Annotated in this window: 14 protein-coding genes, 1 tRNA gene and 1 other RNA gene; 3 read left to right on the forward strand and 13 right to left on the reverse strand. The window is 42.8% G+C overall.

Annotated features, from left to right (window positions below; all coding sequences use genetic code 11):
• The 10 genes from WKT17_RS10995 to WKT17_RS11040 form a co-directional block, all read right to left on the reverse strand.
• Window positions 1-1,065: an aldose epimerase family protein gene (locus WKT17_RS10995; RefSeq protein ID WP_173749795.1), complete on the reverse strand. Its 1,065-nt coding sequence runs from the start codon at window positions 1,063-1,065 to the stop codon at window positions 1-3.
• 78 nt (window positions 1,066-1,143) lie between these two features.
• A non-coding RNA gene (ssrS, locus tag WKT17_RS11000) (6S RNA) lies at window positions 1,144-1,327 on the reverse strand.
• Between the two features lie 80 nt (window positions 1,328-1,407).
• Window positions 1,408-2,187, reverse strand: a complete 780-nt coding sequence (locus WKT17_RS11005) for an HD domain-containing protein (protein ID WP_173749794.1) — start codon at window positions 2,185-2,187, stop codon at window positions 1,408-1,410.
• Window positions 2,188-2,215: 28 nt separating this feature from the next.
• Complete coding sequence (gene thrC, locus WKT17_RS11010) at window positions 2,216-3,703, reverse strand: threonine synthase (protein ID WP_173749793.1); 1,488 nt, start codon at window positions 3,701-3,703, stop codon at window positions 2,216-2,218.
• Window positions 3,704-3,717: 14 nt separating this feature from the next.
• Complete coding sequence (locus tag WKT17_RS11015; RefSeq protein ID WP_226853678.1) at window positions 3,718-4,563, reverse strand: cell wall hydrolase; 846 nt, start codon at window positions 4,561-4,563, stop codon at window positions 3,718-3,720.
• Between the two features lie 142 nt (window positions 4,564-4,705).
• On the reverse strand, window positions 4,706-6,361 hold the full coding sequence (locus tag WKT17_RS11020) for a 2-isopropylmalate synthase (protein ID WP_173749792.1): 1,656 nt from the start codon (window positions 6,359-6,361) through the stop codon (window positions 4,706-4,708).
• A gap of 109 nt (window positions 6,362-6,470) precedes the next feature.
• The gene (locus WKT17_RS11025) at window positions 6,471-7,136 is read right to left on the reverse strand and encodes a hypothetical protein (RefSeq protein WP_173749791.1); all 666 of its coding nucleotides are present in this window, start codon (window positions 7,134-7,136) and stop codon (window positions 6,471-6,473) included.
• 9 nt (window positions 7,137-7,145) lie between these two features.
• A complete protein-coding gene (locus WKT17_RS11030) occupies window positions 7,146-7,805 on the reverse strand; it encodes a hypothetical protein (RefSeq protein ID WP_173749790.1) in 660 nt (219 codons plus the stop codon).
• Complete coding sequence (locus WKT17_RS11035; RefSeq protein ID WP_291683541.1) at window positions 7,802-8,677, reverse strand: ATP-binding cassette domain-containing protein; 876 nt, start codon at window positions 8,675-8,677, stop codon at window positions 7,802-7,804. The genes WKT17_RS11030 and WKT17_RS11035 overlap by 4 nt, the downstream gene beginning before the upstream one ends.
• 4 nt (window positions 8,678-8,681) lie before the next feature.
• Window positions 8,682-9,062, reverse strand: a complete 381-nt coding sequence (locus WKT17_RS11040; protein WP_173749788.1) for a GntR family transcriptional regulator — start codon at window positions 9,060-9,062, stop codon at window positions 8,682-8,684.
• A 222-nt stretch (window positions 9,063-9,284) separates the two neighbouring features.
• Between WKT17_RS11040 and WKT17_RS11045 the strand changes: the two genes are divergently transcribed.
• The 3 genes from WKT17_RS11045 (at window position 9,285) to WKT17_RS11055 (ending at window position 11,368) form a co-directional block, all read left to right on the forward strand.
• Window positions 9,285-9,869: an HD domain-containing protein gene (locus WKT17_RS11045; protein ID WP_173749787.1), complete on the forward strand. Its 585-nt coding sequence runs from the start codon at window positions 9,285-9,287 to the stop codon at window positions 9,867-9,869.
• A gap of 359 nt (window positions 9,870-10,228) precedes the next feature.
• The gene (locus tag WKT17_RS11050; protein ID WP_226853682.1) at window positions 10,229-10,600 is read left to right on the forward strand and encodes a PBECR3 domain-containing polyvalent protein; all 372 of its coding nucleotides are present in this window, start codon (window positions 10,229-10,231) and stop codon (window positions 10,598-10,600) included.
• Window positions 10,601-11,143: 543 nt separating this feature from the next.
• Window positions 11,144-11,368: a tyrosine-type recombinase/integrase gene (locus WKT17_RS11055; protein ID WP_291683540.1), complete on the forward strand. Its 225-nt coding sequence runs from the start codon at window positions 11,144-11,146 to the stop codon at window positions 11,366-11,368.
• Between the two features lie 52 nt (window positions 11,369-11,420).
• Here WKT17_RS11055 and WKT17_RS11060 read toward each other — a convergent pair.
• The 3 genes from WKT17_RS11060 to leuC all read right to left on the reverse strand — a co-directional run bounded on the left by WKT17_RS11060 (window position 11,421) and on the right by leuC (window position 13,419).
• Window positions 11,421-11,494: transfer RNA gene (locus WKT17_RS11060), tRNA-Pro, on the reverse strand.
• A 154-nt stretch (window positions 11,495-11,648) separates the two neighbouring features.
• Window positions 11,649-12,137 (reverse strand): 3-isopropylmalate dehydratase small subunit, encoded by a 489-nt coding sequence (gene leuD, locus WKT17_RS11065; RefSeq protein ID WP_173749784.1) that lies wholly within the window; start codon window positions 12,135-12,137, stop codon window positions 11,649-11,651.
• A gap of 13 nt (window positions 12,138-12,150) precedes the next feature.
• A complete protein-coding gene (gene leuC, locus WKT17_RS11070) occupies window positions 12,151-13,419 on the reverse strand; it encodes a 3-isopropylmalate dehydratase large subunit (protein ID WP_173749783.1) in 1,269 nt (422 codons plus the stop codon).
• Window positions 13,420-13,502 lie beyond the last annotated feature (83 nt).

A 13,502-nucleotide genomic window follows, 5' to 3' on the forward strand; every position in this document is an offset into this window, starting at 1 on the left:
TTATTTTTCTGATGAGAACTTGTACACCGTTACCGTATCGTATTTTTCTCCCGCTTTTAATACAGAACTCTGAAACGCCGGCTGATTGCAGGCATCTGGATAGTATTGGGTTTCCATACAGAAGCCGCCCCGTTTTTCATAAACACAGCCTTCTTTTCCGTTTTCTTTCTCAATAAAGTTACCGATATAGAACTGCATGCCCGGAAGGTCTGTGAAAACTTCCATCTCAATACCGGATTCTTTGCAGACAATTTTTGCCGCCTGCTGCAATTCTCCTTTTTCACGGCAGAGGGCATAATTATGGTCATAGCCGCCCAAAAGTTTCAGCTGTTCAAAGTCAGCTTCCACATCCTGTCCAATGGTCTTTGGCTTAGTAAAGTCCATAGGTGTCCCTTTTACCGGAAGAATTTCTCCTGTAGGAATGGCTTCGCTGTCGCTGACCGGTGTGTATTCCGGTGCAAAAATCTGCACCACATGATTCAGCATAGCCTCTGCACCTGCTTTATGTCCGGCCAGATTGAAGTAAGAATGATTGGTCATATTCACAACCGTATCCATATCCGCACTTCCTTCATAATGCAGCACAATCTCATTTGCTTCTGTCAGCTCATAAGTCACATACCCGGTATAATTTCCCGGAAATCCCTGGTCACCGTCCGGACTTAAAATTCCGAAGGTAACACTGTTTTTTTCTTCATTGATTTCTGTTACATTCCATACACGGGTGCGGTACCAGTTGGGACCGCTATGTAAATTGTTTTTATTGTCATTGACGGCCAGCTGATATTCCTTCCCATTGATGGTAAATTTTGCAGCTTTGATACGATTTCCGTTTCTTCCCACCACGGCGCCGAAATGCCCTGGATTATCATAGTATCCTTCTGCACTGTCATATCCCAATACCACATCCCGAAGGTGTCCGTCCCTATCCGGCACCAGTACTTTTACCAGCGTGGCTCCAAAGTCACTGACCGCTATAGTCATATGATTCTCATTTGTAATCTCGTATAAAAAAACCTCCCGGTTGTCCGGACTTTTCCCGAATAACTGTTTCTGAATCCCCATGTTTCTCTACCTGCTTTCCTGTTAATGTTTAAAAATTCTGTTTTTTCATATGAAAAAAACCCTTTTCAGGGTCTTATTTTTTATCCCAGAGTGCCGTTTCCCATCTTCTGACTCCTAGCTTATGCTAGGTGGGCAACCGCAGCCGAATCTTCTGTCTTCCGCTGCACAATGACGGCCTGACATCTGAGACGGCAATATAGGAATCCCGTTTAAAGTAATGTAGGTTCAAAATAAATGGGAGCCTCGTACACCCCAGGACTTTTCTTAATTGTTATTATACTCTAGTATATGAAATATTTCAACAAAAATGCGCCAATTCACACAGAAAAATTTAACAACTTTTTAACCACGACTGCGCTTTTCCAGATATTCCAGGCAAATATTTCTGATTTCTTCCATTCGCCCTCTGGTCACTTCTGACGCATATGCCATGCGGTCAATGTTGTGATTTACATAGTCATGCTCCAGAATATATCGGAAACTGGAGGGAAAGTTCAAGTCAAAAATAAAGGCCAGGTAAGAAATCCACATATCGAGATGTGTGGTTCGCTCTCCTCTTAAAATGCACCGGTTTTCTCGGATTGCTTCCAGAATATTATCGGAAACCGTTTCTTTCTCCACAACCTCCTTTGACACATCAAAATGTGCTTCGAGGCTTTCTGTAGCCTTCACCCGGAAATTGTCCAGTTTGTCCGCATCCCGGATAATCCTGCAGTGAAGAAGCGCTCTCTCATCTGCAATTTCAGGCAGCGCATAGCGGGAATGATTGGCAATGGCCTGACGGATAAGCTCATCATATTCCTGAGTCTCAAGGAACTTCCGAATCATACCCTCCTGAAACAACACCTGCACACCAAAATCCGCATGATCCATAATGTTGTCATCATAGCTGTTGTATTTCTTCAGCTGCTCAAACCGGCCGATATCATGAAGCAAGGCAATCAAAAGTGCCAGCTGCGTATCCTCTTGGGAAAGCCTCTCATGCCTGCAGATATATTCCGCTGCGTCCACTACACAGAACGTATGAATTCTCTTTAATTTGATTTTTTCATCCTTCTGGTCATAGGACTGCAGATATTCCCGAAAACTTTTCTTCGCATACTCCAGGTCAATTTTTTCCATATTCTCTCCTCTTTCTGCCGAAGCATTCTCATACACCCAGGATTTCTTTCACAGCCTGCGGCATTTCCTCTGCTGCGATTACCCGGTCATGGAGAACCGGTGCTGTGCGAATTTCTTCAATAGCTTTTGGCACTCTTACTCCGGCAATCCGGGACAACTGGTCTACCAGCTCAAAATCAGACAGGGCGTCGTATTTTCCATCAATGGAATTCATCACACTTCTGGTAAACTTAAACGGACTTGCTGTAGAAGCGATTACGGTCTTTGTCTCGTCTTTGGTCTCCTGACGGTATTTTTCGTAAACCGCCTCAGCCACTGCCGTATGGGTATCCATAACATAACCTGTTTCTTCATACAGTCTGCGGATAGCCCCGGCTGTTTCTTCCTCTGTGGCATAGTTTCCGTAAAATTCCTGAAGATTCTGCTTCATTTCATCCGTAATTTCATACTTTCCGTCTTTCGCCAGACCCTCCATAAGCCGGCTGTTTTTCTCTGGGTCATTTCCGGCAATACGGTAAATCAGCCTTTCCAGATTGCTGGAAATTAAAATATCCATGGAAGGTGAATTCGTAAGCATAAATGCTCTGTTCCTGTCATAGCAGCCAGTGGAAAAGAAATCATAAAGAACTTTATTTTCATTGGAGGCACAGATAAATTTTCCAAGGGGCAAACCCATAAGTTTTGCGTAATAAGCTGCCAGAATATTTCCAAAATTTCCGGTAGGCACTACCACATTGATTTTCTCACCCTCATGGATTTTTCCTTCTGCCAGAAGTTTTCCGTAAGCATAGACATAGTATACCACCTGTGGAACTAGACGGCCGATGTTAATCGAGTTTGCAGAAGAAAACTGAAAACCTGCTGCATCCAGCTGCGCTGCCAGTTCTTTGTCGTTAAACATTTTCTTCACACCAGTCTGGGCATCATCAAAATTCCCGGTAATTCCCACTACATAAGTATTTTTCCCCTTCTGTGTCACCATCTGCTTTTCCTGAATAGGGCTGACGCCATTCTTGGGGTAAAACACAATGATTCGGGTACCCGGTACGTCTGCAAAGCCTGCCATAGCCGCTTTTCCGGTATCTCCTGAAGTAGCAGTGAGAATTACGATTTCATTCTTCACCTGATTTTTCTTTGCCGCTGTTGTCAGCAGATGAGGAAGAATGGAAAGCGCCATATCTTTAAATGCAATGGTTGCTCCGTGGAACAATTCCAGATAAAAAGTGCCGTTTTTCTCAACCAAGGGGGCAATCTTTGGGGTGTCAAATTTTTCATCATAAGCATTCTCTATGCACTGCTTTAATTCCTCTGCTGTAAAATCTGTGAGGAAACGGCGCATAACCTCATAAGCAGTCTCCTGATAGGTCATGCCTGCCAGTGCGGACAACGGCAGATCCAGCTTTGGAATCCTGTCCGGTACAAACAGCCCGCCGTCTTCGGAAAGTCCCTTTAAAATTGCCTCTGATGCTGTATATGCTTTGTCTGTTCCTCTTGTACTTCTGTATAATACCTGCATATTTCCGTCCTTTCTTACGGATATGTATAAAAATCATGTACTCCGTATTTAAACAAAAATTTCAAATCTTTTTTAAACCATGCAACATTGCCTTTATCTGCATACGCCTCTTCTACAAAAAACAAAGCACCCTGGGAATAGTCCTCGCCGTCAATGGCCCGGTTTACGGCTTCTCTGGTTTCTTCAGAGACCGTTACTGTGTAAATCCTGCCATCTGCTGTAGGGGAAAACTGAGGACTTCCCGCTACATTCTCCCAAACCACGTCTGTCACGGTGGATGGAAACTGAGGGCTTTTTACACGGTTAAAAATCACATTAGCCACCAGAATCTTTCCTTTCATATCTTCGCCTCCGGCCTCTGCCTCTACGATTTTCAGCAGGGTGTTGTAATCCTCATCCGACATAGGTAACTGTTCTTCCGATATCCCTATGGATTTATCCTGAAGCTTTTCCACTTCCCGGGCACCCTGGTCACTGAAATCCAGTTCTGAAGCCAGTTCTCTTCTTCCCATGCGCTGCCCTACCAGAACCACTTCAAAGGAAGTTCCCAGTTTTTCTACTTCTGTCTGGGTATTCTGACTGATGAAAACACCTTCCACAATGGAATCCAGCCCGTAAGTGCTGTTCTTCTCCGGCTCATCCTCATCCTCTTCTTCCGATTCGGCTGCATAGACTTCATGAAATCCTGCGGCATGTACCCCGTGGCAGGCAAAATCCAAAGCAGCCACGGCAATAACACCTAACAGAAAGATTGCTTTTTCTCTTCTGCTCTTTTTGGAAATCTTGACTCTTGCCGCAAATCTTTCCATCTTCTCCATAAGGTAATGAAAACCGGTTAAAATTGCACATATAATGTCCATACGTTTTTCCTTTAGCCTGTTGTATTTTCTAACACTGATTTTCTGAAATTATAAAGGACTTTCGATACCAAAGTCAAGCTGATACCTTGTTTTTAGGAATTCTGCACAATTTCATCTTTGTTTTTCGTATAATATTCTCTGTTTATCGATTATTAATCGCCGTGACCAAAGCGTCAATAGAAGCGCTGATAATGTCCGCATCAATTCCTGCTCCCCAAGCCAGTGTTCTGTCTGGCTTCTGGATTCCCACATAGGCAATGGCTCTGGAGCTGGAGCTTTTTTCCAGAGCATGCTCCTGATAAGTCACCAGTTCAAACTGCAAATCATAAGCCTGCTTCAACGCATTGCTCACAGCGTCCAGACGTCCGTTTCCTGCTGCCCGGGTCGTAATGGTTTTTCCGTTAAAAGAAGACGTCACTTCTGCCTTCATGCTGTCTGCTGTCCGGTTAAAGTGTACCTCACGGACAGAAAATGGAGAAACTTTATTTTCAAAAGTTTTCTTAAACAGTTCAAAGATTTCCTCCGGCATAAGTTCCTTCTGGGTGTGGTCAGAAACTGCCTTTGCCGTATATCCCATAGCCTCCCGCATTTTTGCAGGAAGATTCAGTCCAAATTTTGTTTCCAGAATATAGCCCACACCGCCTTTTCCGGACTGGCTGTTAATACGAATCACATCTGCGTCATAATTTCTGCCCAAATCGGTTGGGTCAATGGGCAGATAAGGAACCGTCCAGTGTTCCGGCTTCTTCTCATCCAGCCAGTGCATGCCCTTTGCAATGGCATCCTGATGAGAACCGGAAAAAGCAGCAAATACCAACGCTCCGCTGTAAGGACTTCTCTCGTTAATTTTCATGCCGGTAAAGTTCTCATACTGCTCACAGATATCTGTCATATGGGTAAAGTCCAGATTTGGTTCTACCCCCTGGGAATACATATTTAAAGCCAGGGTTACAATATCCACATTTCCGGTTCGCTCTCCGTTTCCAAACAGGGTTCCCTCAATACGGTCTGCTCCGGCTAAAAGCCCCATTTCGGAATCTGCCACACCACACCCCCGGTCATTGTGCGGGTGCAGGGAAACTACTACGTTTTCTCTGTATTTCAGGTTTTTACACATATATTCCACCTGGCTGGCATACACATGAGGCATGGAATGCTGTACCGTAACCGGCAGGTTTATAATGGCCTTTCGGTCTGCCTGAGGTTTCCATACCTCCAAAACTGCATTGCACACTTCCAGAGCATACTCTGGCTCTGTTCCCGTAAAACTCTCCGGGCTGTACTCAAAACGGTACTGTTCTCCCGCTTTCTCCGTAAGCTCCTTTAACAGTTTTGCTCCCTCTACGGCAATCCGCAGAATTTCTTCTTTGGATTTTTTAAACACCTGCTCTCTCTGCGCAAGAGAAGTGGAGTTATATACATGAACAATGACGTTTTTGGCGCCTTTTACCGCTTCAAAAGTTTTTTTGATAATATGCTCTCTGGCCTGCGTCAGAACCTGAATTGTCACATCATCCGGAATGAGATTTTCTTCAATCAGGGTACGAAGGAAAGTGTATTCTGTTTCAGATGCGGCAGGAAACCCTACTTCAATTTCTTTAAACCCAATTTTTACCAGTAGTTTAAAAAATTCCACCTTCTGCTCCAGATTCATGGGAATGACCAAGGCCTGATTCCCGTCTCTTAAATCCACACTGCACCATACCGGCGCATGGTCTACATAGTCCTTCTCTGCCCAGTCCATACACTTTACCGGGGGAAGGAAATACTGTCTTTTGTATTTGCTGCTGTTCTTCACTTTCTAGCTCCTCCCTTTTTCACATAAATAATTTCTTATTACGATACCATTTTAAAGTGTAAACGTCAATCGCAAATTCCATAAAATATGGAAATTTCTTTGCCTTTATCTAATTCACCGGGGCTTTTCTGAATCTCCAAATCCAGATTCCGCAGCACATGACACCCACCAGCAGAGTGAGCATGCTCTGCAGCAGTTCAGAAGCGTTCTGCAGCCTGCCCGTCAGGTTTTCTATTTTCAGAGTCTGCCACAAATCGCTGTTCCAAATCCCAAGGCACAGAAAAACCAACATCATCAGTGCAGTAGCACCCTTTATGCCAAAACGGTGCAACACCAGCGCACATATACCTCCTATCCCCGTAAAAAACACTGCCCATGCAGCAATTTTTAAAAGCACCATACTTCCGGATACAATCCCCAGCTCTATTCTGTCATATTTTCCCGCTATTATAGGAAAAATCTCGTTTAAGAACCGGCTTTCCAAAAGCAGCAAAAAAGTTCCTGCCACATATACCCAGACAGTTCCCAGAAGATATTGCCTTCTGGTTCTGCCAAATCCCACAGCCCAGTCAAAGCTCATATACAAATCTGCCACTATCCATGATACGGCTACAAATCCAGCTGCTATCCATGGAAATTTCTCTGCACTTATGCGCTGGCTGAAGCCCAAACATTTATCCAGTCCCAACACAGCCAGAAAGAATACCAACAGAAACAAACCCATTGCCAATAAATCTGTTTTCTTTATCCTCCACTCTGTTTTTATCTCTCTCATAACAACCTCCTAGATGTGTACTTCCGCTTTTCTGAAAAATTTCCAGGAAAAGAATACCAATAAAATTGTTCCCAGTAAAAACACCGCTGCCCAAAGCAGCCAATTTTCTAAAACTCCTGAAATCGGCCATTCCATGTGAATTTCTCCGTTTTTTATAAAATCCATTGCCATAAAAGCCACCACAAATCCAATAATTCCAGAGATACACAAAATGGAAACCAGCATCAGTCCCTTGTATCTCATTCCCAAAATGGACATACATTCACAGATACTCTGCAAGAACAGCAATAAAAGCCCCCAAAACAACAATTCCTTTAAAAAAATCCTGCTGCGTTCCTGTCCGGATAAGAAAAAAGAGAGAATACCTGCAGTAAACAGCGTTGCAATTTTCATTGCCTGCATATCTCTAAATACCTGTTTTCTTGTGCATCCAAAACTGATTTTCAAAGGTTCTGTACTCTCGTACAGAAGAATCACATTGAAAGCGCCCAAAACCCCGGCTAGAACAATTCCGGGTAAAGAGAAATAATTATGAATGACCGTTTTGGCACTTTCCCAGGAAAATTCTTCTCTCCTTACAGCTATAAGCACCAGCAAAATACCCAGAAACAAGGCCATACCGCACAAATTGTCGGCTGCATGATAAAACCAGGACTTCTTCTTTCTCATACGCGTTCCTCCCCTCCGCACAGGGCCACAAAGATTTTCTGGAGATTGACTCCCTGCAGGGTAACGCCCTCTCCCCCGGAAAGCCGTTCTCCCTCCCGTAACCGCACCAATGCACTTTTGCTTCTTCCCAGAACTTCCGGGCAGTATATCTGCTTTCCCTGAATAAGCCTGTCTACGGCTTCTGTCTTGCCGCTGACATACACACTGTGTTCCAAAAGGTCCTGGGTATTCTCTTTCAAAAGAATTTTTCCCTCATGCAGAAAAATCACTTCTTCAAAAATATCTGCGGCTTCTTCTATAATGTGAGTAGAAATGACAAATGTTCTTTCTGTTTCGGTAAATTCTTCCAGTAAGAGCCTGTAAAACGCTTCTCTGGCCACCACATCCAGACCGGATACCGGCTCATCTAAAAAAGTGAAATCCGCCTTGCTGGCCAGCGCTACTACAATTTGCAGCATAGACACCATTCCCTTTGACAGTTTCGTAATCCGCTGTTTCCTGTCCAGGTGAAAAAGTTCTGTCAGGCGTTGAGCCATATCTTTGTCCCAGCGGGGAAGATAGGTTTCTGCCAGCTTCAAGTATTCTTTCACTTTCAGCCCGGAAGCATTGCTGTTGGATGAAGTGATAATCTCTCTGGCAAAATAAATATGGCTTAATGCCTCTGCATTTTCCCAGATTTCCCTGCCATCCAGGAGAATGTTTCCAAAAGATGCCGGATTCTGCGCGGACAAAATGGACAACAGCGTCGTTTTTCCTGCTCCGTTTCTTCCAATCAGACCGTAAATTTTTCCTTTTTCCAATACCAAGTCGATTCCCTTTAAGACTTCTTTCTTTTTATAGTTTTTTCTGACATCCCTGCACTCTATCTTCATAAATTCATACCTCCTGCTGGTTTCCTCTTTCTGTTGTAATCATGTCAATCAAATCTTCTTTCGTAATGCCCAGACTGGCTGCTTCTGTCAGCATACCCTGAATATAAGTTTCAAAGAAATTTTCTCTTCTGCGCTTCTGTATGGTCTTTTTGGCTCCTTCTGCCACAAACATGCCGATACCCCTTTTCTTATACAAAATACCTTCGTCCACTAACAAATTTACCCCCTTTGCCGCTGTCGCCGGATTAATAGCATAGAGTTTTGCCAGTTCATTGGTACTGGGTACTCTCTCCTCCTCCAGCAGAATATCTCTTAAAATATCAGTTTCAATCATTTCTTTAATTTGTATATAAATAGATTTTTCCTGATTGAGCAATTCCTGCAATCTCTTTCACTCCCTTTCCTGCTGTAGAAAATTTTTTATCGGTTTTCCAATGAATCCCCTTACTTATATGGTTCATTACTTATGTAATTAACCATATCGCCAATCTTTGCGATTGTCAATATCTTTCAGGAAAATTCAAAGCTGTTTCTTTATCACTCTATTGTATCAGTTTGAAAAACAGTGTATACTAACTATAACATTAACTGGAAGGGGGAATTCCATATGCTGCCTACAAGAGAGGAAGCCAAAAGACTGCTGCAAGAGGGAGAATACTGCAACCCCGGTCCATGGGGCAATCACAGTCGTATTGCCGGGGACTGCGCACAAAAAATCGCTCAAGCCTGCGGCAATCTGGACTCCGAAAAAGCCTATGTTCTGGGATTGTTGCACGATATTGGCAGAAAATTCGGCATCCGTCATCTGGGACATGTTTCTGACGGATATTCCTATATGATGTCTCTCGGATATGAAGAAGCTGCACGGGTATGTCTCACCCACTCTTTTCCCAATCAGAAACTGGAGGACTATGTAGGGAAATATGATACTACGAAAGAAGAACTGACTCTGATTCAAAACACTCTGCAGAAAATTTCCTTTGACGAGTACGACCGCTTGATTCAGTTGTGTGACGCTTTGGCTGGAAGTGAGGGCGTTCTGGATATAGAAATCCGCATGGCAGATGTAAGGCGCAGATACGGCTTCTATCCTGAGGAAAAGTGGAAAAGAAATTTAGCACTGAAAAAATATTTTGAAGAAAAAATCGAAAGAAATATTTATGATGTGGTAAAAATTTCTGGTCAAAAATAAACTTCTTGATTTAAAAGCAAATCTCTGCCTTGGGTGTTTTGTTACGCAAGAAAACATTGATATTTCTATTACACAAAATACATCCAATGTAAATGACAAATTGCAGGAAATATTTCACAACATCGATTTAATAGAAGGTGATAACCATGAAGAGGATACTCCATAATCCTATATTTAAAATATTTTTTACTAAGAGATTTATAAAAAATAGCACCTTTTTGAATGTACTTTAATTCTTACAACGGTAAAAACAAATTAAACTGCCCTGCCAATGCAGAAGCAACACCTTGACAATATAATATACTTACTCAAAGAATCATTGGCGTTTTAACACATACAGAAAAGAGGTGAGATAAATCATAAATAACAAAGTATTCCCCGTTGCATCTTATAATAAAGAATTTAATAAATATCTACCTGTGCATTTTGAACAGGACTTTATATATCAATCCTTGGGGTTAGAAAAACATATAGCGAAACGACATCCTGAGTGTCTTCCTTATCTCAGATTTATCTCCTCTATTATCTCATCTCCTGATTATATCGGAGTAAATCCTAATGAGATTGGTGATAGTTTCGAGCTTGTTAAGATTTTTAATGAAAATATCCAAATTGGAATAAAACTTGATATCAAAGAAATTTATCTATATGTTGCTACGCTACACACCATTACAAATGGCAAATTAAAGCACGGTATAGAAAATGGTCGCTTAAAAAAATTTGACAGATAGTATATTTTCCGCTATAATGGTAATACAATAAATTGAGTCGCAAAGGTCGGAAAGGCTCCCGACACACTCACAAGAGTACCTGAGATGCTGGATACGCCGCCCAGCTTGTGATTCAATTTAAAACCGAAGGTGTTTCCATTGCGGAAGCACCTTTTGTTTTTATCCCAAAATAGAACAGGTAACTATCACGCTTTAGTGGTCTTAAAGATATACCCGGAGTGTCATCCGGTTGGATAACACATAATTGTTCTTTTATTGAATAACACCTTGATAATATAATAATACTTACCCAGGGAACTTGGGGACGTGCTCTCACCTATTCCGAGACCTTACGGAAGGCGGTGATTATTATGAGTAGATATGAAGAATGAAGTCTAATCGTAAGCGTTGCTTTACTGATTGTTGCAATTCTAAATCTTACACATAAGAAATAGCCGTCCTGCTCCTGAGAAAAGTAGACGGCTATTTCTTCTTATCGCACTGTACACGCTCCTGATTTCGTTATACAACGACTTTCTGGCATAGATGGAAAAATTTCTAAACATGAAGCCGTATAATGTAACCAAGGCACTAAAACGAGCGTTAAAGAAGAATGCTCTCCCAGATTTTCGTTTTCATGACTTACGTCATTATGCAGCGTCTATCCTGCATGCTATCGGAATACCGGATCAGTACATTATGAATTATGGTGGATGGAAGACAGATTATGTCATGAAGAGTGTATACCGAAATGCTATTGATGAAGAAACACAAAAAATGCAATATTAAGAACTATGCAACACGAAATTAAAAACCCCTTGATTTACAAGGGGCTTAGGTATCGGGGCAACAGGATTTGAACCTGCGACCTCACGGCCCCCAGCCGTGCGCGCTACCAAGCTACGCCATACCCCGGAACGAGTTATATATTATCAGATTACAAAGAAAAAAGCAATAGTTTTTCAAATTTTTTTCACAATTCTTAACATGCTTAACAAAAAGACTCAGGCGAACACTCCAATAAGCCGCCTGTCTTTTACAAAGACAAGACGGCTCATGGAGTTTATTCTCATTTCTGTCCGTTGATATAGTTCACCAATCCCTCAGCCTTTATGATTTTCTGCATAAATTCCGGAAATGCCTGTCCCTGGAAGGTGGTTCCCTTTGTCTTATTGGTAATCACACCGCTGTCAAAATCCACTTCCACTTCATCTCCGTCTTCGATGCCTTTAGCCGCCTCCGGGCACTCCACAATAGGCAGACCAATATTAATGGCATTGCGGTAAAAAATCCGGGCAAAGGTTTCTGCAATCACACAGCTGACTCCTGCTGCTTTAATAGCAAGAGGCGCATGCTCTCTGGAAGAGCCGCAGCCAAAATTTTTATCTGCCACAATCATATCGCCTTTTTTTACTTTTTTCACAAACTCTTTGTCAATATCTTCCATACAATGGGCTGCCAGTTCTGCCGGGTCTGAAGAATTCAGGTATCTGGCAGGAATAATTACGTCTGTATCTACATTGTCACCATATTTAAAAACTTTTCCTGTTGCCTTCATTTACACATCCTCCTTATAACCCTAATTCCTGAGGCAGAGAAATCTTCCCTGTCACTGCGCTGGCTGCCGCCACTGCAGGACTCGCCAGATAAACCTCTGATTTCACATGTCCCATACGTCCTACAAAGTTTCTGTTGGTAGTGGAAATACATCTTTCCCCTTCTGCCAGAATTCCCATGTAACCGCCCAGGCACGGACCGCAGGTAGGAGTACTTACTACAGCGCCTGCCTCAATAAAGATTTTCAACAATCCCTCTTCCATGGCCTCAAGATAAATCTTCTGGGTCGCCGGAATCACGATACAGCGAACCCCCTTCTTTACCCTGCGTCCTTTTAAAATCTCTGCGGCACAGCGCAAATCATCAATTCTGCCGTTGGTACAGGAACCAATGACCGACTGGTCAATCACCACATCCTCCTTAAGATCTTCCACCACTCTGGTATTGGAAGGAAGATGGGGGAAAGACACGGTGGACTTCAAAGTGCTTAAATCAATGGTATATTCTTCCTCATAAACCGCATCCTCATCTGCCTCGTACACCGTATACGGGCGCATGGAATGTTCTTTCATGTAAGCTACTGCAAGGTCATCTACCGGAAAAATACCGTTTTTGCCGCCTGCCTCAATAGCCATATTGGCAATGGTAAAGCGGTCATCCATGGATAGATTCCGAATCCCCTCTCCTGCAAATTCCATAGATTTATAAAGGGCGCCGTCCACACCAATCATACCGATAATATGAAGAATTACATCTTTTCCGCTGACCCACTTAGCCGGCTTGCCCACCAGATTAAACTTAATGGCAGAGGGTACCTTAAACCAGGCCTTTCCCGTTGCCATGCCTGCTGCCATATCTGTGCTTCCCACACCTGTGGAAAATGCCCCTAAAGCGCCGTAAGTACAAGTATGAGAATCCGCACCGATAATCACGTCTCCTGCCACAGTCAGACCCTTTTCCGGAAGAAGCGCATGTTCAATTCCCATTTCTCCCACGTCAAAATAGTTGGTAATCTCGTGACGACAGGCAAACTCTCTTACACATTTGCAGTGTTCTGCGGATTTAATATCTTTATTAGGAATAAAGTGGTCCATAACCAATGCCACTTTGTCTTTATCAAACACGGTATCCACCGTCATTTTATCCATTTCGTGAATAGCCACCGGAGAGGTAATATCGTTTCCCAGTACCAAATCCAAATCTGCTTCAATCAACTGTCCTGCTTCTACTTTATCCAATCCGGCATGAGCTGCCAGAATTTTCTGCGTCATTGTCATTCCCATATGTTCTCTACCTCCTGCTATTTCTGCTATTGCCATTCTATCATATGTATTGTTATAATAGAAATACATAAAAAGTATGTCAG

This window comes from Blautia sp. HCN-20427, from assembly GCF_037890365.1.
Classification (GTDB): Bacteria; Bacillota; Clostridia; order Lachnospirales; family Lachnospiraceae; genus Blautia.